Annotated in this window: 23 protein-coding genes; 7 read left to right on the plus strand and 16 right to left on the minus strand. The window is 67.6% G+C overall.

Annotated features, from left to right (window positions below):
- The first annotated feature begins 45 nt into the window (after positions 1-45).
- Complete coding sequence (locus B0A89_RS01215) at positions 46-1,722, plus strand: D-alanyl-D-alanine carboxypeptidase family protein (protein WP_240558586.1); 1,677 nt, start codon at positions 46-48, stop codon at positions 1,720-1,722.
- Positions 1,723-2,137: 415 nt separating this feature from the next.
- Here the strand turns inward: B0A89_RS01215 and ccoS are convergent, their stop codons facing one another.
- The 8 genes from ccoS to ccoN form a co-directional block, all read right to left on the minus strand.
- Positions 2,138-2,353, minus strand: coding sequence for a cbb3-type cytochrome oxidase assembly protein CcoS (ccoS, locus tag B0A89_RS01220; RefSeq protein WP_420814402.1), 216 nt, complete (start codon positions 2,351-2,353; stop codon positions 2,138-2,140).
- Positions 2,292-4,556: a heavy metal translocating P-type ATPase gene (locus tag B0A89_RS01225; protein ID WP_085376580.1), complete on the minus strand. Its 2,265-nt coding sequence runs from the start codon at positions 4,554-4,556 to the stop codon at positions 2,292-2,294. The genes ccoS and B0A89_RS01225 overlap by 62 nt, the downstream gene beginning before the upstream one ends.
- Positions 4,553-5,095, minus strand: a complete 543-nt coding sequence (locus B0A89_RS01230) for a FixH family protein (RefSeq protein WP_085378674.1) — start codon at positions 5,093-5,095, stop codon at positions 4,553-4,555. Before B0A89_RS01230 ends, B0A89_RS01225 begins: the two co-directional genes overlap by 4 nt.
- A gap of 8 nt (positions 5,096-5,103) precedes the next feature.
- A complete protein-coding gene (gene ccoG, locus B0A89_RS01235) occupies positions 5,104-6,564 on the minus strand; it encodes a cytochrome c oxidase accessory protein CcoG (protein WP_085376581.1) in 1,461 nt (486 codons plus the stop codon).
- 267 nt (positions 6,565-6,831) lie between these two features.
- On the minus strand, positions 6,832-7,692 hold the full coding sequence (gene ccoP / locus B0A89_RS01240) for a cytochrome-c oxidase, cbb3-type subunit III (RefSeq protein WP_240558716.1): 861 nt from the start codon (positions 7,690-7,692) through the stop codon (positions 6,832-6,834).
- Positions 7,693-7,949: 257 nt separating this feature from the next.
- A complete protein-coding gene (locus B0A89_RS01245; protein ID WP_085376582.1) occupies positions 7,950-8,153 on the minus strand; it encodes a cbb3-type cytochrome c oxidase subunit 3 in 204 nt (67 codons plus the stop codon).
- Between the two features lie 10 nt (positions 8,154-8,163).
- Positions 8,164-8,889 (minus strand): cytochrome-c oxidase, cbb3-type subunit II, encoded by a 726-nt coding sequence (gene ccoO, locus B0A89_RS01250; protein ID WP_085376583.1) that lies wholly within the window; start codon positions 8,887-8,889, stop codon positions 8,164-8,166.
- A gap of 9 nt (positions 8,890-8,898) precedes the next feature.
- A complete protein-coding gene (gene ccoN, locus B0A89_RS01255) occupies positions 8,899-10,515 on the minus strand; it encodes a cytochrome-c oxidase, cbb3-type subunit I (RefSeq protein ID WP_085378676.1) in 1,617 nt (538 codons plus the stop codon).
- Positions 10,516-10,704: 189 nt separating this feature from the next.
- Between ccoN and B0A89_RS01260 the strand changes: the two genes are divergently transcribed.
- Positions 10,705-11,568: a universal stress protein gene (locus B0A89_RS01260; protein ID WP_085378677.1), complete on the plus strand. Its 864-nt coding sequence runs from the start codon at positions 10,705-10,707 to the stop codon at positions 11,566-11,568.
- Positions 11,569-11,576: 8 nt separating this feature from the next.
- Here B0A89_RS01260 and fnrL read toward each other — a convergent pair whose 3' ends face one another.
- On the minus strand, positions 11,577-12,341 hold the full coding sequence (gene fnrL, locus B0A89_RS01265; protein ID WP_420814403.1) for a transcriptional regulator FnrL: 765 nt from the start codon (positions 12,339-12,341) through the stop codon (positions 11,577-11,579).
- Positions 12,342-12,377: 36 nt separating this feature from the next.
- On the opposite strand from fnrL, the gene hemN reads away from it, so the two are divergent.
- Positions 12,378-13,733, plus strand: a complete 1,356-nt coding sequence (gene hemN, locus B0A89_RS01270; RefSeq protein WP_085376585.1) for an oxygen-independent coproporphyrinogen III oxidase — start codon at positions 12,378-12,380, stop codon at positions 13,731-13,733.
- Between the two features lie 79 nt (positions 13,734-13,812).
- Here hemN and B0A89_RS01275 read toward each other — a convergent pair whose 3' ends face one another.
- Positions 13,813-14,631: a sulfotransferase family protein gene (locus tag B0A89_RS01275; RefSeq protein WP_085376586.1), complete on the minus strand. Its 819-nt coding sequence runs from the start codon at positions 14,629-14,631 to the stop codon at positions 13,813-13,815.
- Between the two features lie 142 nt (positions 14,632-14,773).
- Between B0A89_RS01275 and B0A89_RS01280 the strand changes: the two genes are divergently transcribed.
- From B0A89_RS01280 to B0A89_RS01290, 3 genes are read left to right on the plus strand one after another with little or no spacing between them, the layout of a single operon-like run.
- A complete protein-coding gene (locus B0A89_RS01280; RefSeq protein WP_085376587.1) occupies positions 14,774-16,351 on the plus strand; it encodes a DUF5928 domain-containing protein in 1,578 nt (525 codons plus the stop codon).
- 13 nt (positions 16,352-16,364) lie between these two features.
- Entirely contained in the window at positions 16,365-16,739 is a 375-nt protein-coding gene (locus B0A89_RS01285) for an HIT domain-containing protein (protein ID WP_085376588.1), read from the plus strand.
- A 13-nt stretch (positions 16,740-16,752) separates the two neighbouring features.
- The gene (locus B0A89_RS01290; protein ID WP_085376589.1) at positions 16,753-17,712 is read left to right on the plus strand and encodes a magnesium transporter CorA family protein; all 960 of its coding nucleotides are present in this window, start codon (positions 16,753-16,755) and stop codon (positions 17,710-17,712) included.
- Here B0A89_RS01290 and B0A89_RS01295 read toward each other — a convergent pair.
- On the minus strand, positions 17,709-18,653 hold the full coding sequence (locus tag B0A89_RS01295) for an ABC transporter ATP-binding protein (RefSeq protein ID WP_085376590.1): 945 nt from the start codon (positions 18,651-18,653) through the stop codon (positions 17,709-17,711). The two genes, B0A89_RS01290 and B0A89_RS01295, sit on opposite strands and share 4 nt — an antisense overlap.
- 107 nt (positions 18,654-18,760) lie before the next feature.
- On the opposite strand from B0A89_RS01295, the gene B0A89_RS01300 reads away from it, so the two are divergent.
- On the plus strand, positions 18,761-19,003 hold the full coding sequence (locus tag B0A89_RS01300; protein ID WP_085376591.1) for a zinc-finger domain-containing protein: 243 nt from the start codon (positions 18,761-18,763) through the stop codon (positions 19,001-19,003).
- A 9-nt stretch (positions 19,004-19,012) separates the two neighbouring features.
- Here B0A89_RS01300 and B0A89_RS01305 read toward each other — a convergent pair whose 3' ends face one another.
- Genes B0A89_RS01305 through nuoN form a run of 5 tightly spaced genes read right to left on the minus strand, consistent with a single transcriptional unit; the run spans position 19,013 to position 24,520 of the window.
- The gene (locus B0A89_RS01305; protein ID WP_169712118.1) at positions 19,013-19,744 is read right to left on the minus strand and encodes a hypothetical protein; all 732 of its coding nucleotides are present in this window, start codon (positions 19,742-19,744) and stop codon (positions 19,013-19,015) included.
- A gap of 56 nt (positions 19,745-19,800) precedes the next feature.
- Complete coding sequence (locus tag B0A89_RS01310; protein ID WP_085376593.1) at positions 19,801-21,474, minus strand: ribonuclease J; 1,674 nt, start codon at positions 21,472-21,474, stop codon at positions 19,801-19,803.
- Entirely contained in the window at positions 21,467-22,246 is a 780-nt protein-coding gene (locus B0A89_RS01315; RefSeq protein ID WP_085376594.1) for a type III pantothenate kinase, read from the minus strand. The genes B0A89_RS01310 and B0A89_RS01315 overlap by 8 nt, the downstream gene beginning before the upstream one ends.
- Positions 22,246-23,034, minus strand: coding sequence for a biotin--[acetyl-CoA-carboxylase] ligase (locus B0A89_RS01320; protein ID WP_240558587.1), 789 nt, complete (start codon positions 23,032-23,034; stop codon positions 22,246-22,248). The genes B0A89_RS01315 and B0A89_RS01320 overlap by 1 nt, the downstream gene beginning before the upstream one ends.
- Positions 23,027-24,520 (minus strand): NADH-quinone oxidoreductase subunit NuoN, encoded by a 1,494-nt coding sequence (gene nuoN / locus B0A89_RS01325; RefSeq protein ID WP_085376596.1) that lies wholly within the window; start codon positions 24,518-24,520, stop codon positions 23,027-23,029. The genes B0A89_RS01320 and nuoN overlap by 8 nt, the downstream gene beginning before the upstream one ends.
- Position 24,521 lies beyond the last annotated feature (1 nt).

The following is a 24,521-nucleotide window of genomic DNA, read 5'->3' on the forward strand; positions in this document are numbered from 1 at the left end:
GCAGTGAAAGCACTTTACAGAACCCTCATCGGGGGGTGGATCCTGATGATCGGCGCGTTGCTGCCGATGATCGCATCCGCGGCGCCCTTCGCCGCCTTCGTGATGGATGGGCGGACGGGCAAGGAAATCTACGCCCAGAACGCCGATGCGCGGCTGCATCCGGCCTCGCTGACCAAGATGATGACCCTCTACATGGCCTTCACGGCCATCGAACGGGGTCAGGTCCGGCTGGATTCGCGCTTTACGGTATCGCCGCATGCAGCCTCGATGCCGCCCTCGCGGCTGGGGCTGAGGCCGGGACAGCAGATCGAGCTGCGCTATCTGATCCGCGCCGCCGCCGTCAAATCGGCCAATGATGCCGCCACGGTGATCGGCGAGGGGCTTGGCGGGTCCGAGGCGCAGTTTGCCGCGCAGATGACGGCAATGGGCCGGGCATTGGGGATGCGGAATACCAATTTCCGCAATGCCAACGGCCTGACCGCCGAGGGCCATTATTCCAGCGCCCGCGACCTGACCATCCTCGGGCGGCGGCTGTTCTATGACTTTCCGCAGTATTATTCGATCTTTTCACGGCGCAGCGCGGATGCGGGCGTCGCGATGGTATCGAGCACGAACAAGCGGTTCCTGGACAGCTATCCTGGCGCGGACGGCATCAAGACCGGCTATACCGTGGCGGCAGGGTTCAACCTGACCGCCTCGGCGCAGCGCGGGTCAAAGCGCATCATCGCCACGGTTCTGGGCGGGCAATCGACCGCACAGCGCAACGCCATGATGGCGCAGCTTCTGGATGCGGGCTTTGGCCGCGCGCCCGACCAGGTGCGCGAGATCCGCCCCGACGCCCCGGCCTATATGGTCGAGCGCAAGCGGATGGTGAAGGTGGCAAGCGTTCAGCCGCAGCCGGTCGTGACTGCCGCGCGCCCGGTCCGCGACACCCCGGCAATCGTGGTTGCGGCTGCGGCCCCCGCTGCCCCTGCTCGGATCGTCGCCATACCCCGGCAGGCTGCGCCCGCAGAGCCTGCGCCCGAGGCCGATGCCGCGGATGTCGCGCCCGCGCCGCAGCAGGCGGCGGCGCCCCGGATCGCCGGCGAACGCCCGTCGCGCCGGCCGGCGAACCGGGATGACAAGCCGGCCCAAAAGGCGGACCCGGCCGATCCCGACATGGCCGCGGATTCCTCCTCGGATGCAGAAGACAGCCGCCCCGCGCGCGCGCCGCGCAGCCTGGCTGCGGCAAAGGCCGATACCGGCAAGGCCGGTGCGGCCACATCCCCGGCGGCGAAAGGGGACGGGGCAAGAGCCGAGGCCCCGCGCACGCCCGGATCGACCTTCGCAGGCAGCGACAGGCCGGCCGGCGCCGCCACGCGGCAGCTTGCCGGTTCGGCCAAGCCGGTGCGCAAGTCCGACACGGTGATCCTGGCCGCGATGGAGGAGGAAGGCGACCGTTCGGAACCAGAGGCGACGGAAATCGTCGCGCGCCCCTCGATCAAGGGACGCGGCCGCTATGCCATCAACATCGGCCGCTTCAAGACCAAGGCCGAGGCCGAGCAACTGCTGGTGCGGACCGCGCTTCAGGAAAGTGCGGTCCTGGACAGCGCCAGCCGCCGCGTCGGCGATACCTCCCGCGGGTGGGAGGCGAACTTCACCGGCCTGACGCGCGACGGGGCCCGCCTGGCTTGCGAAAAGCTGGCGGCCCGCGCGCAGAAATGCCGGGTCATCGGCGACTAGCGCCCATTGCCTGCCTGACAGAGGATGCCCGGCAACTGGTCGGGCATCTTTCATTTGCGGCGAGCGGCCCTGCCCCTCAGAACGATCCCGCTGCGGGCAATGCAGCCCGTCCATGACGCCCGCTGCCGCCCCAGCAGGTTAAGTTCCGACCTGCATCAATGGTACGGTGCCCCCGCGCTGTTGCACAGCTGCTGAAGGCAGTAGCCTGGTTGCCGCCCGGAGCCCGCCGCATCGGACCCATTTGACACGCCGCAGGGCCCGGTTTGCCCCAAACCTGCCCTGCAACGCGGCTGCGCCCGTAAAACGCGATCGCCATGGGGCGCGGGCCAAAAGGCGCGCCGCCTTCCCCGTCATCCAAGCCCCTTTTGCCCCGCTGTCCCTGCGGGAACAGGCGCCGGCCAAGGGCGGCTGCTGGTCACTGCTTCGGCCGGTCGTCCCATTCCTTGCTCAGAATGCGCTCGGCGTCACCCTTGGGATCCTCGTATTGCCGGTGGCGCAGCGACCACAGGAACCCCCCAGCCCCAATGCCCCCAGGGCCAGCGATGCGGGGATCAGAAAGATCAGGACGTTCATGCCTCTGCGCCCTTCCCCCTGCCCGGCAGATCGGCGCCAAGTCCGCCCCTGCCGTCATCCACCCCCGGCACCCTCAGGCGCAGGGCGTTCAGCGTCACGCTGACCGAGCTTGCCGACATGGCCAGCGCAGCCATCAGCGGCGTTGCCAGCCCGGCAATGGCGAAGGGCACGGCGACAAGGTTGTAGAGGATCGCCAGAACGAAGTTCTCGCGGATGCGGCGGGCGGACAGGCGGGCAATCATCACCGCCTCGGCCACGGGGCCAAGCGAGCTGCCCATCAGCACCATGTCCGAGGCCACGCGCGCCGCATCCAGCGCGCTGGCAGGCGAGATCGAGGCATGCGCCGCGGCCAGCGCGGCCGTATCGTTCAGCCCGTCCCCCACCATCAGCACACGGTGCCCTGCCGCGGACAGCGCCGCAACCGCATCGGCCTTGTCCTGCGGGGTGACGCCCGCGCGCCAGTCGGCGATCCCCAGCGCCCCGGCGACCTCGGCAGCGGCGCCCTGCCCGTCGCCCGACAGCATCATCACCCGCAGCCCGGCCGCACGCAGCGCCGTAATCGCCCCGGCCGCGCCGGGCCGCAGGCTGTCGGCAAAGCCGATGCGCCACACCGTCTCGCCGATCCGCAGCCAGCTTGCCGCGCCGCCCTCGTCATCCGCCGCGCCTGCCCAGTCGGCCCGGCCCAGCCGCACGGGAATGCCGCGCCAGAGCGCCTCGACCCCATAGCCCGGCACCTCGCGCTGCTCGCTCAGCGCGGCGGGGGCGGCCGACAGCGCCGCGGCCAGCGCCCGCGACAACGGATGGGCCGACCCGGCGGCCAGCGCCGCGGCGACGCCCTGCGCCTCGGGCGGCAGCCCGGCCGCCTGCACCTGCGGCGCACCAGTCGTCAATGTGCCGGTCTTGTCAAAGACGACCGTATCCACCTCGGCCAGCCGCTCCAGCGCGGTGCCGTCCTTGATGAGCAGCCCGCGCCGGAACAGCCGCCCCGAGGCGGCCGTGACGACCGCCGGGACGGCAAGGCCCAGCGCGCAGGGACAGGTGATGATCAGCACCGCCGCCGCCACGTTCAGCGCCAGCCGCGCATCGCGCGTGGCCCACAGCCAGCCCAGAAAGCTGCCCAGCGCCAGCAGGTGGACCACCGGCGCATAGGCGCGGCTCGCCCGGTCGGCGACCGAGGTATAGCGCCCTCGCGCCGTTTCGGCGGCTGCGACCAGCGCAGTCAGACGCGACAGGCTGCTGTCGCGACCCGCGGCCGTGACGCGCAGCGTCAGCGGCCCGGTCAGGTTGACCTCGCCCGCGGAAAGCGCGTCGCCGATCCGCGCAGCGGCAGGCGCCGATTCCCCCGTCAGCAGCGAACGGTCGATTTCCGATGCGCCTGCCGTGACGATGCCGTCGGCCGGCACCCGGCCGCCCGGCCGGACCAGCACCAGATCGCCGGGCGACAGGTCGGCGACCCGCACCTCCTGCCGGGCCTCGCCGACCAGGCGGATCGCCCGCGGCACCTCGAGCGCGGTCAGCTCCTGCGCGGCCGAGCGTGCGACTGCCCGGGTGCGATAGTCCAGATACCGGCCGACCAGCAGGAAAAAGCACAGCATCACCGCCGCGTCGAAATAGGCGTGAGGGCCCGAATGCAGCGTCTCGAACACCGAAATGGCGCTGGCAAGCACCAGCGCCAGCGAGATCGGCACGTCCATGCCCAGCCGGCCGGCCCTGAGCGCCGTCCAGGCGCGCACAAAGAAGGGCTGCCCGGCAAAGGCGACGGTGGGCAGGGCGATCGCCCCCGAGATCCAGTGGAACATGTCGCGCGTGGCCGCATCCGCGCCCGACCAGACCGCGACAGACAGGATCATGATGTTCATCATGGCAAAGCCCGCCACCCCGATCCGCATCAGGATGTCGCGCCCCTGCCGGTCCGACGCCGTCGCCGTCAGCGCGGCGGGGTCAAGCTCATGCGCCTCATAGCCGATGGCGGCAAGGCGAGGGATCAGGTCGGCCGCCGCAAGCCCCTTGTCCGCATCCACCACGACCCGCCGTAGCGACAGGTTGACGCGCGCCGCGTGAACGCCGGGCACGGCGGCAAGCGTGCGTTCGATATCGCTGATGCAGGTGGCGCAATGGGCGGCAGGCACCGACAGCATGATATCGCCGCGCACCGGCGCGGCCCCCGCCACTGCGGCCGCCAGGGGCGCCGCATCGCAGGCCGCGCAGGCGCTGAAGCGCGGCTGCAGGGCTGCACCCGGCATCGTCGCCGCATCGCTCATCCGCTCACCTCGCTGCCGGCATAATGGTCGATGCGCTGGCGGAATACGGTGCCGTCGGCCGCCTCGACCGTCAGGTGGATGTTCCACATCCCAAGCCCCAGCCTGAGGGGGGCGCGAAACAGGCCGCCTTCGTAGGTGAAGGCTGGCGTCTGATCCTCGCGCACATGGGTCGGCCGGCCGATGGTGGCGCTCAGGTGCCGGATACGCGCCGGATTGCCGGCGCTGTCGCGGACCGACAGGGTCAGTTCCCGCCCGTCATAAGCGGGCGTGACCGTCCAGCCCAGCCTTTCCTGTGCCGCCCGGTCGTGGTCGAAGGATTGCGAGGCGACATAGGCATTGGCCGTCTCAAGACCGGGAAAGGTGCCGGCGGCGCGTGTCGCCAGCCAGATGTTCACCCCGATGATGACGCCGAACATGGCCAGCGCAAAGGCCAGCATGTGCCGCCCCGTGAACCGCCCTGCCAGCGAGAACAGCAGGAAGGGCAGCGTGAACACCGCCGCCACCCCCAGGACCAGCGCATAAGGCCCGAACAGTGCCATTGCCGGCATCACCGTTCGGCCCCATGGAATACGGTGCCGACAGTGGCGCGGCGGCCCGATCCGGTATCCTCGATCCACATGGTCACCTCGGTCTGGGGCGTTTTGGACAGCGCCGATCCAGGCGCGGCGGTCAGGTAGACACGCTGCTGGAACGTGGCATCCTGCGTCACTGCCACGCTGCCGGCGCCGCCTTCCAGGGCGATGTCCAGCCCCGGTATCGGTGCGCCCTGTCCATCGCCTGCCCCAACGGTGAAGGTTTTGGCCTCCCCCTGCTTGTTGCGTAGCCGCAGTTCATAGCTGTTGCGGATCGAGCCGTCCGACAGGGTGACGAACAGCGGGCTGCGGATGGGCGAGACGTTCAGGTCATAGGGGCTGCGCAGGAACAGCGCGACGATCAGCCCGACCCCGATCGCCCCCCACAAGGTGAAATACATCAAGGTGCGCGGCCGCAGGACATGGCGCAGCAGCGACTGGCGTTCGTTGCCGACCTTTTCGGCAGCCTCGTCCTTGAGCGCCATGTAGTCGATCAGCCCGCGCGGCTTGCCGATCCTGGCCATCACGTCATCGCAGGCGTCGATGCACAGCGCGCAGGTGATGCATTCCAGCTGCTGGCCGTCGCGGATGTCGATGCCCATCGGGCAGGCATTCACGCAGGCAAAGCAGTCGATGCAGTCGCCCTTGGGGCCGGGGGGCGTATCGGACTTGGTGCGCTCGCCCTTGTGGATCTTGCCGCGCTCCTCGCCGCGCCATTCGCGGTAGGCGACGGTCAGCGTGTCCTCGTCCATCATCGCGCCCTGGATGCGCGGCCAGGGACAGGCATAGATGCAGATCTGCTCGCGCGCGAAGCCGCCGAAAAAGAAGGTCGTCGCCGTCATGATCGCGATGGTCGTATAGGCGACCGGATGCGCGTTCAGCGTGACAAGATCGCGCAGCAGGGTCGGCGCATCGGCGAAATAGAACACCCATGCCCCCCCGGTCAGCAGCCCGATCAGCAGCCACAGCGCCCATTTGGTCAGGCGCAGCCGCAGCTTGCGCCCGTTCCAGGGCTGTTCGTAAAGGCGGATACGGGCATTGCGGTCGCCCTCGACCCAGCGTTCGACCTGGATGAACAGGTCCGTCCAGACCGTCTGGGGGCAGGCATAGCCGCACCAGACGCGCCCCAGAGCCGAGGTGAACAGGAACAGTCCCAGTCCCGCCATGATCAGGAGGCCCGCGACGAAATAGAATTCGTGCGGCCAGATCTCGATCCAGAAGAAGAAGAAGCGCCGGTTGGCCAGATCGACCAGCACCGCCTGGTCGGGAAGGCCGGGTCCGCGGTTCCAGCGGATCCATGGGGTGATGTAGTAGATGCCCAGCGTCAGGACCATCAGCACCCATTTGAGCTTGCGGAACCAGCCATGGACGCGGCGCGGAAAGATCGGCTCGCGGGCGGCATACAGCCGGGGCGGTTCGTGTTCGGCTATCGACATGGGTGGCTCCTGTCCGGCGCTTGCCGGAATGGATGGGCGCGAAGCGACGCAGCCCCGGCGCACCGGGCTGCGGCATGCCGATCATATAGGGAAGGCTGCGAGCATGCCCACCGTGGTGGGATGTCGCAGCCTGTGCGGGGCACGGGCAGGCGGATGGTCAGCGCGGCGGCACGCGGCGCAGGCCGGCCGGCCGGCCGATCCCCCGCCGGGAAGGCCGGGCGCCGATCCTGCGGCCCAGCCGCAAGGCCATGGCGCCCGGCACCGCTGTCACTCGCCTCCGCCAAGGCCGTGGACATAGGCGGCAACGGACCGGATGTCGGCCTCGCTCAGCCGGCCCGACCAGGCGGGCATCACGCCGTAAGGCCCGTCATGGACGATCCGCCGGATCGTCGCGGGGTCGGGCGCGCCGTCGCGGGTATAAAGCCATACCGCATCGGTCAGGTTGGGCGCGCCCTGCGCCCGATCGCCTGTGCCGTTCTCTCCGTGGCAGGCGGTGCAGTTTTCGGCAAAGATTGCCTGACCGGCCTGCGCCTTGGCAGCGTCATGGGGCAGCTTGCCCAGCAACATGACATAGTTCACGACCTGGTCGATCTGGCCCTCGTCCAGCAGCCCGTCGGCGCCGAACTTGGGCATTTCGGAAAAGCGCGTCTCGGGATCATCCGGGCTGCGGATGCCGTGTAGCAGGGTGGTATGGATATCCTCGATGGTGCCGCCCCACAGCCAGTCGTCATCGACCAGCGTGGGATAGCCGCTGGCGCCCGCGCCCCCGGCCTGGTGGCACTGAACGCACCATGTGTTGAAGATGGCCCTGCCGGCATTTTCGGTATAGCTGGCCAGCTGGGGATCATCCTTGATGCTGTCCAGACCGACCGAGACCAGCTTTTCCCGGATCGGCCCGTTCGCTTCGTCAAAGCGCCGGATATCGGCGGCCACCTGATCGCGCGGGGTCCAGCCTAGGAAACCCTGGGTGGAATCGCGGATCAGCGGGATCGCGGGATAGGCCAGCACATAGCCCAGCGCCCAGACGATGGTGGCATAAAAGGTCCACAGCCACCAGCGCGGCAGGGGATTGTCATATTCCTCGATCCCGTCCCAGTTGTGCCCGGTCGAGCGCGCCTCGGTCACCATGCGGCTGCCGCCGCGCCGCTGGCCGCCGCGCCCGCGGCCCGCCCCGCCCGTCCCCCGCTTGGGGCCGGTGATCTCGTCCGAGGCGTTGCGCAGGATCTGCTCGGCGTTCTCGGCATCGGCGGCCCGGCGGCCGACCTCGACCCGGTTTTCGGGATTGGCGGGGCTTTCATGCGGATCGTCGGGATCGACGCCCATGTTCTGGGCGACCTGCCGTTCGCGCGGGGTGGGGGTCGGCATCTCGTCAGTAGGATCGGCCATCACTCGACCTCCTTGGTATCGGGCGCCGCAGGCGGGGCGGGCGCCGGTCGCGTCTCGTTGCGGAAAATGCTTTCAGCGGCGTCCTGCTGGAACCGGCGCGATCCGGGGCGGAAGGCGAACAGGACCACCCCCACGAAGATCAGCGTCAGCAGCAGCAGAACCCAGCTGTCGGCGAGGTGGCGCAGCAGGGAATAGCGGTCCATGGCCGCGCCGTCAGCGATGCTGGTCCGGCTGGAAGGTCGAAAAATCGACCATCGTCCCCAGCACCTGCAGATAGGCGATCAGGGCGTCCATCTCGGACACGCCGGCCTGCCGGTCGAAGTTGCGCTGCTGCGCGCCCGGATAGCGTTCCTGCAGGCCCGAGGCGTCGGCATCCGGGTCGGCCTGGGCCAGCCAGTCGGCCCGCGCCTGCGCCAGGTCTTCATCGGTATAGGGCGTGCCGACACCCCGCTCGGCGCGCAGGCGCTGGTCGATATGGGTCGGCTCGATCAGGCGCTGGCGCAAGAAGCCATAGGCCGGCATGATCGATTCCGGCACGACCGCCTGGGGCCGCGTCAGGTGGTCGATATGCCATTCATCCGAATAGCGCCCGCCCACGCGCGCCAGATCAGGCCCGGTGCGCTTGGACCCCCACTGGAAGGGATGGTCATACATCGATTCCGCGGCAAGGCTGTAATGGCCATAGCGCTCGACCTCGTCGCGCATCGGACGGATCATCTGGCTGTGGCAGACATAGCAGCCCTCGCGGACATAGATGTCGCGGCCCGTCAGCTCCAGCGGGGTATAGGGGCGCACCCCTTCCACCTTCTCGATGGTGTTCTGCAGGTAGAACAGCGGGGCGATCTCAATGATGCCGCCGATGGTCACGACGAGGAATGAAAAGACCAGCAGAAGCGTGGCGTTCTTTTCAAGGATCTTGTGGTGTTCAAGAATGGCCATGACCTGTCCTCACTCGGCCGGAACGGCGATGCGGGTCTGCGCAACGCGGGGCTGGCGGGCGACTGTCGCCCACAGGTTATAGCACATGACCATCCCGCCCAGCAGGTAGAACACCCCGCCCAGCGTGCGCACCACCAGCATCGGATATTTGGCGGCCACGGTGTCGGCAAAGGCGTTGACCAGAAAGCCCTGGGCGTCCACCTCGCGCCACATCAGCCCTTCCATGATGCCCGAGACCCACATCGACGAGGCGTAGAGCACCAGCCCGATCGTGGCGAGCCAGAAGTGCCAGCTGACGAGGCCGAGCGAATAGAGCCGCTCGCGCCCCCAAAGCCGCGGGGTCAGGTAATAGAGCGCGCCGAAGGTGATCATCCCGTTCCAGCCCAGCGCCCCGGAATGGACGTGGCCGATGGTCCAGTCGGTATAGTGCGACAGCGAGTTGACCGTCTTGATCGACATCATCGGCCCCTCGAAGGTGGCCATGCCGTAAAAACCGACCGCAACGACCATCATGCGGATGACCGGATCGGTGCGCAGCTTGTCCCAGGCGCCCGACAGCGTCATCAGCCCGTTGATCATCCCGCCCCAGGACGGCATCCACAGCATGATCGAGAACACCATGCCCAGCGTCGAGGCCCATTGCGGCAGGGCCGTGTAATGCAGGTGGTGCGGACCGGCCCAGATATACATGAAGATCAGCGCCCAGAAGTGGATGATCGACAGCTTGTAGCTGTAGACCGGCCGCTCGGCCTGCTTGGGGATGAAGTAGTACATCATCCCCAGGAACCCCGAGGTCAGGAAGAAGCCGACGGCGTTGTGGCCGTACCACCACTGCACCATCGCGTCCTGCACGCCCGAGAACAGCTGCACCGATTTAGACCCGAAGATGCTGACCGGCAGGGCGAGGTTGTTGAGGATGTGCAGCATCGCGATGGTCACGATGAAGGACAGATAGAACCAGTTGGCGACATAGATGTGCGGCTCGCGCCGCTTCATCACGGTGCCCAGATAGACCAGCAGATAGGCGACCCAGACGATGGTCAGCCAGATGTCCACATACCATTCCGGCTCGGCATATTCCTTGGAATTGGTGGCGCCGAGGATATAGCCGCTGGCCGCCAGGACGATGAACAGGTTGTATCCCCAGAACACGAACCACGACAGGTTCCCGCCCCACAGCCGCGTCGCGCAGGACCGCTGCACGACATAGAAGGATGTGCAGATCAGCGCGTTGCCGCCGAATGCGAAGATCACCGCCGAGGTGTGCAGCGGGCGCAGCTTGCCGAAATTCGTGAAGCCCTGCATCGCGTCGGAAAAGTTCAGCATGGGCCAGGCCAGCTGCGCCGCGATGACGACCCCGACCAGAAAGCCGACCACGCCCCAGAAGCAGGTGGCGATCACCCCGGCGCGGATCACGCCGTCCTGATATTCGCCCGCCTCGCCCGCGCGCAGGGCGGCGCGTTCGGGATCGTCCATGCGGCGCAGTTGCCACATGAAGGTCAGCCCCGCGGCCAGCATGACCGTCAGGGCATTCACCATGTAGGCCAGATCATGCGCATAGTTGGCGGCAATCGCGGATAGCACCGCGATGACGCCAAGCACGATCAGCGTGATGACATCCAGCATCGTCGTCTTGTCCTTGTCCTTGCGCCGCACCCTTGCGCCACGCCCCGGTCCCGGCACAGGCGTTGCGCGCCCGACCCCGGCTTGCCATGTCTCCTATGGATGCAGCGTTGCCCGAACATTGATCTGGGTCAACAATTCCCGCGGCATCTGCGCTAATATGTCCCAGGCAAAGGCATGGGGGGCACGCATATGGCCTACAAGACAATCCTGACTATCCTCACGCAGGCCGGGCAGACCGCCCAGCTTGACGCCGCCGCGGCCCTCGCGCGGTCCGAGGACGCCCATCTCGAGGCGTTCTGCATCGGGGTCGATCATACCCAGACGGGCTATTACTATGCGGGCGCCTCGGCCTATGTGTTCCAGGACGCCATCGACCGCGCGCTCGAGGCGGCCGAGGCGCTGCAGGGCGAAACCCGCGCCCGGCTTGAACAGCAGGGCGCGCGCTGGTCGGTCGAGGGCGCCGTCGCCCAGATCGGCGGCCTGGCGGCGCTGGTCGCGCGCGAGGCGCGCTTTGCCGACCTGGTGGTGCTGGGGCAGCCCCATGGCGACAAGGCCGCGGCAAGCGCCGATACCGTGCTGGAAGCGGCGCTGTTCGACGGCAACGCCCCGGTGCTTGTCCTCCCGCACCCGGCGGGCGCGGCGGGCGGCGGAGACGCTGCGCCGGACTGGACGCCCCGGCGGCGGGTGATGATCGCCTGGAACCAGTCGGACGAGGCGCTGGCCGCCGTGCGCCGGGCCATGCCGATCCTGAAGGCGGCCGAACAGGTCGAGGTGGTGGTCGTCGATCCATCGCCCCGCTCGGTCGAGGGGTCCAGTCCGGGGGCCGCGCTCTGCCGGATGCTGACCCGCCATGGCGTGCGGGCCGAGGTCGTGGTGCTGGCCCGCACCCTGCCCGCCATATCCGAGGTCCTGAACCAGCGCGCGGCCGATACGGGGGCCGACCTGATCGTGATGGGCGCCTACAGCCATTCGCGCCTGCGCGAGGCGATCATGGGCGGGGCGACGCGCCACATGCTCGAACGCGCCGCGGTGCCGCTGTTCATGGCGCGCTGAGCCGGCGCTCAGCCCGGCAGGCCGCCATCGGCGTCATCGCCGCTTTCGGTCACGAGCCGCCGGAAATCGGGCACGATCACCCGGCGCGTGCCCTCAAGCACGATCACGCCCTCGCGCCGCAGGGCCGATATCTGGCGGCTGACCGTTTCCAGCGTCAGCCCCAGGTAATCGGCGATCGCCTCGCGCGTCAAAGGCAGGTCGATCACGATCGGCCCTGCCCCCGTTGCCTGCCCCAGCATCGCCGCACGGCGGACCAGAACCGCCAGGAACGAGGCGATCCGTTCGCGCGCCGACTTGCGGCCCAGCAGCAGCAGCCAGTCGCGCGCCGCATCCAGATCGTCCAGTGTCATTTCCAGCAGCCGCGCCGAAACCCGCGGACGTGAGCGCAGCAGCTCCTCGAACGGGCGGCGGCGGAAACAGCACAGCAGCAGGTCCGACAGCGCGGTGACATCATAGGGCGACGAATCCCGCCCCGGCCGACCCAGGAAATCCGAAGGCAGCAGCATGCCGACCATCTGCGTGCGACCATCCTCGAGCGTCTGTGTCAGGCCCGCCACGCCCGACACGACCGAGCCCACGAAATCCATCCGCTCGCCCGCATGGGCAACCATCTGGCCCGGCTCGAAGCGGCGGTAGTATTTGGCAAGCTCAAGCTCGTGCAGATCGTCGGCCTCGCAGGCTGCGCAGACGGCGCGATGCCGGATCAGGCAGGCACCGCACGGAACCTGCTGAATAAGGGCGGCCTCGGCCGCTGAAATCTTGACCTGTGTCAATGCATGCCCGTACGCTGATCCTGTCTGATTAGAGGCATGGAACCGGAATCGCAACTGACCCGGCTGGGGCTGTTTGACGCGCGCGTGCCGCGCTATACGTCCTATCCGACCGCGCCGCATTTCACCCCGTCGGTTGGGGCGGCGGATTTTGCCGGCTGGGTGGGGGCGACCGCTGCGGGCAGCACCCTGTCGCTTTACATCCATGTCCCCTTCTGCCGGCGGCTGTGCTGGTTCTGCGCCTGCCGCACGCAGGGCACGCAATCGGATGCCCCCGTGCGCGCCTATGCCGAGGTGCTGGAACAGGAGCTGGCCCTTCTCAAGGCGGCGCTGCCCGAAGGGATGACCTTGTCGCGCCTGCACTGGGGGGGCGGCACGCCCACGCTGATGCCGCCCGATGTGATGACGCGCCTGGCGGGGGCGGTGTTCTCGGCCTTTCCGCTTGCCCCGGACGCCGAGTTTTCCGTCGAGATCGACCCGGGCGAGATCGACGAGGCGCGTCTTGACGCCCTGGCTGCGGCGGGTATGACCCGCGCCTCGATCGGGGTGCAGGATTTCGACCCTGAAATCCAGGCCGCCATCGGGCGCGAGCAGGGCTGGGATCTGACGGCGCGGGCTGTGCGGATGATCCGGGCGCGCGGGATCGCCAGTCTCAACGCCGACATCCTCTATGGCCTGCCCCACCAGACTTCGCACCGGATCGCCGATTCCATCCACAAGCTGCTGGCCCTGTCGCCAGACCGCATCGCCCTCTACGGCTATGCCCATGTGCCCTGGATGGCCAAGCGCCAGGTGATGATCCCCGAAGGGGCGCTGCCCGGCCCGCAGGAACGGCTGCGCCTGTTCGAGACGGCGCGCAGGCTGCTGGTCGCCGACGGCTATGACGAGATCGGCATCGACCATTTCGCCCGGCCCGGCGACGGGCTGGCGGCGGCGCAGAAGGCAGGCCGCCTGCGCCGCAATTTCCAGGGCTACACCGATGATCAGGCCCGCACGCTGATCGGCCTCGGCGCCTCGTCGATCTCGCGCTTTCCGCAAGGATATGCGCAGAACGCCCCGGCCACGGGCGCCTATGTCAAGGCGATCCGCGAGGGCCGTTTCGCCACCGAGCGCGGGCATGCCTTCTGTGCCGAGGACATCTGGCGCGCCCGCATGATCGAGGCGCTGATGTGCGATTTCCGCATCGACGCGGCCGAGTTCGCGCGCGACCACGGCCTGACGGCCGAGCGGCTGTCGGCCCTGCTTGCCCCGGTCGGGGCGCAGTTCGGCAGCATGGTCACGATCGACGAATCGGGCCTGACCATCCCCGAACGGGGGCGGCCGCTGACCCGGATGATCGCCCGCGCCCTTGACGCCTATGCCGTCCGGGCGAGCGGACACAGCCCCGCCATCTGAGGGCGCCCGCGCCCCGTGGGGGCGGGCCGGCGCCCCTCAGGGCGAGCGGACGATGGGGCCGGCCGCGGCCCCTGCCCGCCTATCGGCCCAGCTTGGCATGCACCTCGTCCAGATCCACCTCGCCCTTGGGCATCTTGTTGTCGGGGTTATGGAAGTCATAGCGGAACAGCTGGAAATCCTTCTTGTAGATTTCCCAGACGAGATGCCGCGACAGGTCGTCGAAATACTCGCTGACCTTGTGCAGGCGCTTTGGCCCATGGCCTTCCGATTCGTTGAACCGCGGGACTGACTTGAGATCGACCTTCACGGGGGTGTCGGCGGCGTCCAGCACCTTCTGCATCCCCTCGTCGAACTTTTCGGTGAAGAAGATCTGGTCATAGCGCCCGCCATTCACGATGAAGGTGGCGATGTGGCCCGACATGGCCGACCAGTGGATGTCCGGCTCCATCGGGCGGCGCCAGCGGATGGTGTCGCGCGCGAACAGAAGAAAGCGGCGGAAGCTGGTGATCTGGTCGAAGTCGAAATTGTTCTCGGGGCTGCCGACCTCGACCCCGTAACGCTGGGCGATCTGGGGAATCATGTTGCCGCGATAGCGCTTGCCGTTGCGCTGGATGCCGGCGATCTTGTCAAAGAAGGACGACAGGATGCGCGCATAGGGGTTGCGCACGCAGGTGAAGCTGACCGGCTTGCGCGCCTTGACCGCGCGTTCGATCGCGGCCTGGCTCTCGTCCTGGTTCCACTTGTGCATGCCGCTGGTGGAATCATGGATGTCCCCGTCGAAATAGCGCCCGTGATCGGAATGGAACATGATCTGCCCGATGGTCGAGCAGGCGCATTTGGGAACGACGCGATAGGCGAGGCTTTCGCTTTCGGTCATCCAGGTACCGGGAAAGGCCATGATCTAAGTCCTGTGCAAGGATGCTGGCGGCTTGCCCATGCCCTTAAAATCGTTAAGGACAGAGCGCAACTCGCCCGGCGCCCTTTCCTTCGTCCCGGGGCCGATCGTGAAGGCTCGCGCCGGTTTTCGTCTAGATGGGATCATGGCCCGGATCGCATTCATCCTGCTGTGCCACAAGGATCCCAAGGGCATCATCGCCCAGGCCCGCCGGCTGACCGGATCGGGCGACTATGTCTCGATCCATTTCGACGCGCGGGCCAAGGCCGCCGATTTCGACGCCATCCGCACCGCCCTGGCCGATAACCCCGGCGTGACCTTTGCGGCGCGGCGGATCAAATGCGGCTGGGGCGAATGGTCGCTGGTGGCCGCCACGCTCGAGGCAGTGCGCGCCGCGGTCGCGGCCTTCCCGGCCGCCACGCATTTCTACATGCTGTCGGGCGACTGCATGCCGATCAAGTCGGCCCGCTATGCCCATGACTTCCTGGATGCCGAGGATCTGGACTATATCGAGAGCTTCGATTTCTTCGAGAGCGACTGGATCAAGACCGGCTTCAAGGAAGAGCGGCTGATCTATCGCTTCTGGTTCAACGAACGAACCCAGAAAAGCCTGTTCTATGGCAGCTACGAGATCCAGAAGCGGCTTGGGCTGACCCGCAAGATCCCGGCCGACATCCAGGTGATGATCGGGTCGCAATGGTGGTGCCTGCGCCGTCAGACGGTGGAAAACGTGCTGGCCTTCTGCGATTCGCGCCGCGATGTCATGCGGTTCTTTGCTACCTCGTGGATCCCCGACGAGACGTTCTTTCAGACGATCGTGCCCCATGTGGTGCCGCGCCGGGAAATCCGCACCCGGACGCTGACCTTCCTGATGTTCACCGATTACGGGATGCCGGTGACATTCCACAACGATCACTATGACCTGCTGCTGGGCCAGGACTATCTGTTCGCCCGCAAGATCAGCGCCGAGGCGATCACCTTGCGCGAGCGCCTGGGCGCCCTGTGGAAGGCCGACGAGGCCGAGTTCCCCATCTCGAACGAGGCCGCGGGGCTTTACCGCTTTCTCACCCAGCGCGGCCGCATCGGCCGCCGCTTCGGCCAGCGCTTCTGGGAAGCCGAGGGCAGCCTGGGGCGCGATCGCACCTTGCTGATGATCGTCTGCAAGAAATGGCATGTCGCCAAGCGCCTGACCGCGGCGATCCGCTGGCACACCGACATTCCGGCCGTGAACTATCTGTTCAACGAGATCGAGGCCGAACTGCCCGACATGGGCGGGATCGAGACCACTGTCGAAAAACGCGAACGGCATCGCCGCGCGCTGGTGCGCATGCTGTTCGACCAGTTCGAATCGCGCCGGGTGGCCATTTGCCTTGATCCATCGGCGCTGGGGCTGGTGCAGGATTTCATCGAGGACAAGGCCGTCACCCGCGTGCTGCTGATCGAATCCGATTTTGACGACGATTATGTGCGCGGCCATATCGCGCGGGTGGGCCTGGCGGGGCAGCACAGCGTCCCCGAACGGGTGAACCGGCTGATCCCCGCCGTCCGCAGCGACCTGGAACATGAGATCGAGCGCATCCGCGATCTTGGCGTGGGCGAGTTCCAGACCATCTCGCACAGGAACGGCACGGAACGGAACGCGGATGCCCTGCAACGCTTTCTCGATGTGCCGCCCGACCTGGCGATGACCCTTGCCCAGACCGACTATCTGTTCGACGACTGAATCGGAGCGCCTGATGACCTATGACAGCAACAACGTCTTTGCCCGCATCCTGCGCGGCGAAATCCCCGCCACTATAGTGGCGCAGAACGAACACGCGCTTGCCTTCCGCGACATCAACCCGCAGGCCCCCGTGCATGTGCTGGTGATCCCGCGCGGCGCCTATGTCAGCTATGACGATTTCGCGGCGAATGCGGCGGATGCGGAAATCATCGGCTTCAACCGCCTGGCGGCCGAGGTCGCCCGGTCCGAAGGGCTGAGCCTTGCCCATGGCGGCAGCGGCTTCCGCGCCATCGCCAATGCCGGCCCCCATGGCATGCAGGAGGTGCCGCATTTCCATCTGCACCTGCTGGCCGGGCGGCCGATGGGGCGCATGGTGTCCCTGGACTGATGACCGAACGCCGATGCTGAACGCCTATGTCCCGCGGGCCGGCGGCCTTGCCCTGCTCCCGCCGGGCGAGGATCTGGAGCATGCGCGCTGGATCGATCTCTATCGGCCGCTCGACAGCCAGGCGCGGCTGATGCGCGGCTTCGGCGTGGACGTGCCCACGCTTGAGGACATGGAGGAGATCGAGATCTCCAACCGCCTCTACCGCGAGGGGGACACCGCCTACATGACCGCCGTCCTGCCGGGCGAGCTGCCGGACGGCAAGCCGGTGGCCATGCCGGTCGCCTTCATCCTCACGGCCGAACGCCTGGTGACCGTGCGCCATCACGCGCCGCGCCCCTTCACGACCTATCCGGCGCGGGCCGAGCGGTCAGCCGCGGGGGTGGCCAGCGCGGACCACATCTTCCTGGGCCTCATCGACGAGATCGTCGCCCGGCTGGCCGATATCCTGGAAGGCGTGGGCAAGGTGCTGGATCATACCGGCACCATGGTTCTTGAAAAGGGCGACGCCAATGCCGGGACCGAGCTGCGCGAGACGCTCATCAAGATCGGGCGGCAGGCCGAGGTGATGGCCCGCGTGCGTGTGGCCCTGCTGACCATCGAACGGGTGCTGGGCTTTTACACCACCGATGCGCAGGACCATGCCGATTCCAGCCGGCTGCGGGCGCTGACCAAGTCGGTCAACCGTGATGTCCAGGCGCTCGAGGTGCATGCAGATTTCCTCGGCTCGCGCCTGTCGATGAATGTCGATGCGACGCTGGGCCTGATCAACCTGCAACAGAACAACACGGTGCGGGTGCTCTCGGTGGTTGCCGCGCTGTTCCTGCCGCCGACGATGATCGCCTCGATCTACGGGATGAACTTCGACCGGATGCCCGAGCTGCACTGGGCTTGGGGATACCCGGCGGCGCTATGCGCGATGGTCTGTTCGGCGCTGCTGATCTATCTGCTGGCGCGCTGGAAACGCTGGCTTTAGCCGCGGGTCAGCGACAGGAACACGTCCTGAAGGTCGGGCTGTTCGCTGGCGATGTCCAGCATCGGCACCCCGCCCGCGCGCAGGCTGTCGATGATGCGGTCTGCCGTCACCCGCGCGGGCGCATAGCTGAAGGCAAGCCGCCCCTCGGGCCGCCGTTCTGCCGCGACGCCCTGCGGGATGGGCGGGATGCTGCCCGCCCAGGACGGCCCCGGATCCACCACCAGCGTCTTGGACCCCGCACGCGCCAGCAGGCTGATCGTGCGTTCCTGTACCACCTTTTCGCCGTGGTTGATGATGGCGATCTCGTCGCACATCTCCTCGGCCTCCTGCAGATAATGGGTGGTCAGGATCACGGTCATGCCCTGGGCGTTCAACTGCCGCACATTGTCCCACAGCATCTCGCGCAGGGCGATGTCCACGCCCGCCGTCGGCTCGTCCAGCACGAGGATGCGGGGGCGGTGGACCAGCGCCTTGGCCAGCAGCAGCCGCCGCTTCATCCCGCCCGAAAGCTGGCGCGAATAGCTTTCGGCCTGCGCCGTCAGCCCGACCAGCGCCAGGATCTCGTCCGTCCAGCGGTCGGACCTGGGCACGCCATACAGCCCCGCCTGCACCTCGAGGCTGGCGCGCGGGGTGAAGAAGGGGTCGATGTTCAGCTCCTGCGGCATGACCCCGATGGCGGCGCGCGACTGGCGCGGGTTCACGTCCTGGTCAAAGCCCCAGATCTCAACCTGCCCGGCCGTCTTGTTGACCAGCCCGGCCAGGATGTTGATCAGCGTGGATTTCCCCGCCCCGTTGGGGCCGAGCAGGCCGAAGATCGAGCCGCGCGGGATGGTCAGGTCCAGCCCCCGCAGCGCCTGCTTGGCAGGCGCCTTGCCCGAGGCGGCATAGGTCTTGCGCAGGCCTGTCAGGCGGATTGCGGCTTGGGTCGGGGCTGGTGTCATCTGATGTCCGGGCGGGCCTGGGCGGCCATGCCGGCTTGCGGCAGGCGGCAGTCTGGATAGAATGGCACCCTTAAACCGGCCTTCGCCCGCCAGCACAAGAGATCCTCATGCGCGTGCCCCCGACCGAAACCCCCCTTTCCACCAATCAGGACGGCGTCTCGGCCGAATACCCCGCCCCCGCGACGGAGGTGGTCACGTCATGGAAGGTCGCCTGTAGCGGGGATGAGGCGCTCGGGCTGGGCCATCCGCGGGTCTGGCTGTCGATCTCGCCCGAGATGGGGTGGGTCGATTGCGGCTATTGCGACAAGCGCTTCGTCATTGACCGCGAGCATGCGCATGGCGATCACTGACGCCCAGGGCTAGGGGCGCGCGCGCCTCGCCTTGGCGAACACCAGCGCCAGCACCGGCAGATACATCGCGATGCCAAAGGCACCCGCCGCCAGCGGCGCCGCAGGCATGCCGGCGGCGAAGCCGGCCAGCATCGGGATCGCGACATTCCGCATCGGCAGAACAACCGCCCCGCTCGCTCCTGCGGCAGTGCCGCCGATCGCCTGCCCCGCTGCGTGGCCAAGCACGGACAAGGCCCCCGCCATGACCAGCGCCGCCCCGGCGAGCGGCCATGGCCCTGCCCCGGCAGTGCCCAGGACCAGCGCGGCCACGATCATCGCGCCGAGGGCCAGACCGGCGGCAAGGCTCACGGCGCGGATGATCCCGTGCGGCAGCCGATGGCGCAGGCCCATCCCCAGCCAGGTCGGCAGGGTTGCGGCAAGGACAAGCCACCACAGCGCCCCGCCCCCTGCGGCGAAAGTGATCAGGACGCTCGCGCCCAGCCCCGCAAAGCTGCCGACCGCCCCGGCAAAGCTGCCTGCCGCCACGGTTCCCTGCGCCAGCGTCGCATCCCCGCCCGCCAGTGCCGCCATCGGGATGGCGCCGGCTGCGCCCGGCGCGGCGCCCACCAGCACCAGCGCAGCCGTTTCGGCCGCTGTCAGCCCCATCACCCAGCTGACCAGCCAGCCCAGCAGCATCCCCCCGCCAAGCTGGAGCAGCGCCAGGATCAGCGCGCGCCTGTCCCGGGGGGCGTCGTCCGGCATGGCCATTCCGCCGGAAAGGCAGATCAGCGCACAGCCGAGCGCCGCCAGGCCCAGCATCAGTCGGCGGCCAGCCGCGAGATGATGATCCTGACTTCGGGCCTTTTGCCGATTTCCTCCATCGTGGCCTGCCTGACGATGCGGCGCAGGCCCTCGTCCAGCTTGCGATCGTCAAGAACGGTCTGGGAATCGACCCGCTCAAGATAATCGGCCAGCTCGCTTTCCACATGCCGGGCCAGCGGAACACCGGCCCGCCCCTGTGCGGCAAGGCCCATGGTTTCCACCCAGGCATCGGGCAGAGGTTCGTCATTCTCGTCGATGATGACCGACACGGTGGCATGACCGTTCAGGGCCATGCGGATTCGGTCGCGCACGACGCCGTCCATCGCGCCGATCAGAACCGTGCCGTCCAGATAGACCCGGCCCGTCGGCACCTCGTCCACCTGCCGCGGCACGTCGCCCGTCAGGTCCATCATCATGCCGTTGGTGACGATCCCCGCCGCCATTCCCTTGGCGCGCCCGATCATCGCGTGCTCGCGCAGATGCATGTGCTCGCCATGCATCGGGATCAGCACCCTGGGCTTGAGCAGGTCGTGCAGCGCCTCAAGATCGGGGCGGTTGGCATGGCCCGACACATGATACATCCCGTCATCGGGATCGAACACATCCACGCCAAGACGGCTGAGGTTGTTCATGATCCGCCCGACCGGCCGTTCATTGCCCGGGATCGTCCGGCTGGAGAACAGGAAGCTGTCCCCCTCCTTCAGCTCGATCCCCAGATATTTGCCCATCGACAGCTGCATGGACGCCGCCCGGCGTTCACCCTGGCTGCCGGTGACGATCAGCATGACCTTGTCACGGGGCAGGTTTGCCGCCTCCTCGGGGCCGATCACGGCCGGAAAATCGCGCAGAATCCCGGTTTCGACCGCAGCGGTCACCATCTTGCGCATCGCCCGGCCCAAGAGGCAGACCCGCCGCCCCGCCGCCACCCCCGCATCGGCCAGCGTCTTGAGCCGCGCGACATTCGAGGCGAAGGTCGTCGCCACGATCATCTGCTTCTGCGCCAGGACGAAATCGAGCAGCGGGTTTGCCAGCAGCGCCTCGGACCGGCCGGGATGGGGCGAGAACACATTGGTCGAATCGCAGGCCAGCACCTTGATCGACGCTTCCTGCGCGATATCGTGCCAGGCGACCGCATCGAATGCCTCGCCCACGACGGGGGTGCCGTCGAGCTTGAAATCGCCCGTGTGGACGATCCGCCCGGCCGGAGTGTCGATCAGCAGCGCCGCGCTTTCCGGAATCGAATGGCTGACCGGCACGAACTGGACGCGGAACGGCCCTGCCTCGACCACCTCGGGGCGCGGGGCGACGATGCGCAGCTGGTCGGTGGGGACGCCGGCTTCCTCCATCTTCATGCGGGCCAGGGCTCCGGTGAAACGGCGGGCATAGACGGGCACCCGCAGCCGGTTCCACAAAAGGCCCAGGGCGCCGACATGATCCTCGTGCCCGTGGGTGATGAAGATCGCCTCAAGCCGGTCGCGGTTATCCTCAAGCCAGCGCAGATCGGGCATGATGAGGTCGATGCCCGGCGCGCTGTCCATGTCCCCGAAGGTCACGCCCAGATCGACCAGGATCAGCCTTTCGCGCCCCGGCTGCCCATGGCCATAGACATAGGCGTTCATGCCGATTTCGCCCGCGCCGCCCAGCGGCAGATAGATCAGGCGCTCAGACATTGCCCGCCTCCCTGTTGTGATCAAAGATGAGCCGCAGCCCGTGAATGGTCAGATCGTCGTCCCAGTTGTCGAACAGATCGGCGCTCTGGTCGAACAGGGCGGCAAGGCCCCCGGTGGCGATGATCTTCATCGCTCGCCCCCGTTCGGCCGCGATCCGCGAACAGATCTCGCGCACCAGCCCGACATATCCCCAGAACACGCCCGACTGGATGCATGCAACCGTATTCGTGCCGATCACCTGCGCGGGGCGGGTGATATCGACATGGGGCAGCGAGGCCGCGCCCATGTGCAGCGCCTCAAGCGACAGGTTCACCCCTGGCGCGATCACCCCGCCCACATAGGCGCCGTCCACGTCCACCACGTCAAAGGTCGTGGCGGTGCCGAAATCCACCACCGTCAGATGCGGCCCATAGCGGTCGAACGCGGCCCAGGTGTTCACGATCCGGTCCGGCCCCACCACCGCCCCCGCATCGACCCGCGGGGGCGCGGGCAACAGGCAATCGGGCCTGCCGACGACAAGGGGCCTTGTGTCGAAATAGCGGCTGCACAGCACCCTCAGGTTGAACACCACGCGCGGCACGGTCGAGCTGATGATGCAGGCATCAATGCTGACATCAAGTTCGTGCAACCGCATCAGCGAACGCAGCCAGACGAAATATTCGTCGGCCGTGCGGCGGTGGTCGGTGGCGATCCGCCAGGTGCACAGGAACCGCGCCCCGTCCCAGATCGAGAACACCGTGTTGGTGTTGCCGGTATCGATGCACAGCAGCATCAGCACGCCCCGTCAAAATGGATGTCGGCCGCCGGGATGATCTCGCACCCCGCCGCCATGCGCAGCATCAATGCGCCCTGCTGGTCGATCCCCTCGAAGATGCCGCGGCGGCTGACTGATCCGGTGCGCGCCGTGACGGGCTGGCCCATGCCTGCGGCCCGCGCCAGCCAGGCCGCCCGGATCGGGGCAAAGCCGCGGCTTTCCAGCTGCGCCTGCCAATGCGCAAAGGCGGGGGCGAGAATGTCCAGAAAATCGCCCGGCGCGACGGCATGGCCGGTTTCGCCCAGGACGGAAACTGCGGGAACCGCCCCCTCCTCCAGCTGATCGGCTGAGGGGGAAGCAGCGAGGTTGACACCGATGCCCACCGCAAGGGCGGCAAGTTCCTGTCCGGTGCCGGCGCTTTCCAGCAGGATGCCAGCGACCTTGCCCCCGTTCAGCAGCACGTCATTGGGCCATTTTATCGCCAGCCGGGCGGACGGGCCGCAGGCCAGCGCCAGCGCGTCATGAAGGGCCAGCGCCGCGACAAAGCTGTAGAGCGAAGCCCCCGCCGGTCCGCCTTGCGGCTTCAGCGCCAATGAGGCGGCAAAGTTGCCGGCCGGCATGTGCCAAATACGCCCGCGCCGTCCTCGGCCGGCGAACTGCTCCAGCGCCAGGATCCACGCCGGCCCGGCCAGCATCGGCACCAGGCGAAGCGCCTCGGCATTGGTGCTGGCGCAGCGCGGCAGGACGTGCCGGCCGACCCGCTCGGGCCAGCGGGCACGGGGCGGGATGCCGGGCAGGTCAGTCAACGCGCCGCGTGGCGACGGCGACGGGTGCGGCAACCGCTGCATTGGGGCCGACTAGCGAAGCAGCGGCGTGTTCGGCCGCCCGGTCGGTGCCCAGCATGGTGACGGTGCCCAGCACCATGACGAGGGCGGAGCCCACCAGCGCCAGCCACTGCATCGGCCCGGTGTTCATCCGAACGTCGTCGTCCTGCCGCGAACCGAAATAAAGGTAATAGGCCATGCGCAGGTAATAGAACGCCCCGATGACCGAGGCGATGACGCCCAGCACCGCCAGCCAGCCAAGGCCTGCATCCACCGCTGCCTTGAGGACGCCGAACTTGGCGAAGAAACCCAGCATCGGGGGAACGCCGGCAAGGCTGAACAGCAAGATCAGCATGGCCAGCGCCTTGAGCGGCTCGTCGCGGGCCAGCAGGTTCAGATCTGCCAACGCAGTGACTGGCCGCCCGCCGCGTTCCAGCGACAGGATGAAGGCGAAGCTGCCGACATTCATGACCACATAGATCGCCATGTAGATCAGCATCGCCTGCACGCCATAGGCGGTGCCCGCGGCCAGCCCGATCAGGGCAAAGCCCATATGCGCGATCGAGGAATAGGCCATCAGGCGCTTGATGTCGCGCTGGCCGATCCCCGCGATCGAGCCGAGGAACATCGACAGCAGCGCCATCACTGCAACGATCTGCGCCCAGTCGCCCGGCACATGGCCGAAGGCGCCCCACAGCAGCCGCGCGATCAGCGCCATCGCCGCGACCTTGGGGGCTGTCGCAAAAAAGGCCGTCACCGGGGTGGGCGAGCCTTCATAGACATCCGGCGTCCACATGTGGAACGGCACGGCGGACACCTTGAAGGCCAGGCCGACCAGCAGGAACACCATGCCGAACAGCAGGCCCACGGGCATGGCGCCGGCGTGAACCACCTGCGCCACCCCGGCCAGATTGGTGGTGCCCGCAAAACCATAGACCAGCGAGGCCCCGTAAAGCAGCATCCCCGAGCTGAGCGAGCCGAGCACGAAATACTTCAGCCCCGCCTCGGACGAGCGCGCGCTGTCGCGCCGCATCGCGGCCACGACGTAAAGCGCCAGCGATTGCAGCTCCAGCCCCATATAGACCGTCAGCAGGTCGCCGGCGGAACACATGACCATCATGCCGATCACGGCCAGGACGACCAGGATCGGAAGCTCGAACCGCAGCATCCCCTGGCGCTTGAGATATCCCGCGCTCATCGCCAGGACCATCGCGGCAGAGACGAGCGCCGTGACCTTGGCAAAGCGTGCGAAGGCGTCGTCGATGAACATGCCCCAGAAGGCCTGCGTGTCGAGCCGGTCCGTCCAGCCCACGGCAAAGGCCGCAATCAGCAGCGCCGCCACGGAAAGCCCCAGCACCGTTCCGGCGATCCGGTCCTTGCCAAGAAAAGCGCCCAGCAGCAGAGCGGCGAGCGCATAAAGGGCCAGCGCCACCTCGGGCAGGGTCGTGGTGAGGTCAAGCGAGGTCATG

Origin of the sequence: Paracoccus contaminans (genome assembly GCF_002105555.1) — a bacterium.
Lineage (GTDB): Bacteria > Pseudomonadota > Alphaproteobacteria > Rhodobacterales > Rhodobacteraceae > Paracoccus > Paracoccus contaminans.

Excerpts from the sequence above, each read along its gene's own strand:
- ccoO (WP_085376583.1), bottom strand. The coding sequence starts at position 8,889 with ATGGCCATTCTTGAACACCACAAGATCCTTGAAAAGAACGCCACGCTT.
- nuoN (WP_085376596.1), bottom strand. The coding sequence starts at position 24,520 with ATGACCTCGCTTGACCTCACCACGACCCTGCCCGAGGTGGCGCTGGCC.
- B0A89_RS01245 (WP_085376582.1), bottom strand. The coding sequence starts at position 8,153 with ATGGACCGCTATTCCCTGCTGCGCCACCTCGCCGACAGCTGGGTTCTG.
- hemN (WP_085376585.1), top strand. The coding sequence starts at position 12,378 with ATGGAACCGGAATCGCAACTGACCCGGCTGGGGCTGTTTGACGCGCGC.
- ccoP (WP_240558716.1), bottom strand. The coding sequence starts at position 7,692 with ATGGTGACCGAGGCGCGCTCGACCGGGCACAACTGGGACGGGATCGAG.
- B0A89_RS01300 (WP_085376591.1), top strand. The coding sequence starts at position 18,761 with ATGCGCGTGCCCCCGACCGAAACCCCCCTTTCCACCAATCAGGACGGC.
- B0A89_RS01295 (WP_085376590.1), bottom strand. The coding sequence starts at position 18,653 with ATGACACCAGCCCCGACCCAAGCCGCAATCCGCCTGACAGGCCTGCGC.
- B0A89_RS01310 (WP_085376593.1), bottom strand. The coding sequence starts at position 21,474 with ATGTCTGAGCGCCTGATCTATCTGCCGCTGGGCGGCGCGGGCGAAATC.
- B0A89_RS01305 (WP_169712118.1), bottom strand. The coding sequence starts at position 19,744 with ATGCCGGACGACGCCCCCCGGGACAGGCGCGCGCTGATCCTGGCGCTG.
- B0A89_RS01260 (WP_085378677.1), top strand. The coding sequence starts at position 10,705 with ATGGCCTACAAGACAATCCTGACTATCCTCACGCAGGCCGGGCAGACC.
- B0A89_RS01315 (WP_085376594.1), bottom strand. The coding sequence starts at position 22,246 with ATGCTGCTGTGCATCGATACCGGCAACACCAACACGGTGTTCTCGATC.
- B0A89_RS01275 (WP_085376586.1), bottom strand. The coding sequence starts at position 14,631 with ATGGCCTTTCCCGGTACCTGGATGACCGAAAGCGAAAGCCTCGCCTAT.
- B0A89_RS01280 (WP_085376587.1), top strand. The coding sequence starts at position 14,774 with ATGGCCCGGATCGCATTCATCCTGCTGTGCCACAAGGATCCCAAGGGC.
- B0A89_RS01230 (WP_085378674.1), bottom strand. The coding sequence starts at position 5,095 with ATGGCACTGTTCGGGCCTTATGCGCTGGTCCTGGGGGTGGCGGCGGTG.
- B0A89_RS01290 (WP_085376589.1), top strand. The coding sequence starts at position 16,753 with ATGCTGAACGCCTATGTCCCGCGGGCCGGCGGCCTTGCCCTGCTCCCG.
- ccoN (WP_085378676.1), bottom strand. The coding sequence starts at position 10,515 with ATGCTGGATGTCATCACGCTGATCGTGCTTGGCGTCATCGCGGTGCTA.
- ccoG (WP_085376581.1), bottom strand. The coding sequence starts at position 6,564 with ATGTCGATAGCCGAACACGAACCGCCCCGGCTGTATGCCGCCCGCGAG.
- B0A89_RS01215 (WP_240558586.1), top strand. The coding sequence starts at position 46 with ATGATCGGCGCGTTGCTGCCGATGATCGCATCCGCGGCGCCCTTCGCC.
- B0A89_RS01225 (WP_085376580.1), bottom strand. The coding sequence starts at position 4,556 with ATGAGCGATGCGGCGACGATGCCGGGTGCAGCCCTGCAGCCGCGCTTC.
- B0A89_RS01285 (WP_085376588.1), top strand. The coding sequence starts at position 16,365 with ATGACCTATGACAGCAACAACGTCTTTGCCCGCATCCTGCGCGGCGAA.
- ccoS (WP_420814402.1), bottom strand. The coding sequence starts at position 2,353 with ATGACGGCAGGGGCGGACTTGGCGCCGATCTGCCGGGCAGGGGGAAGG.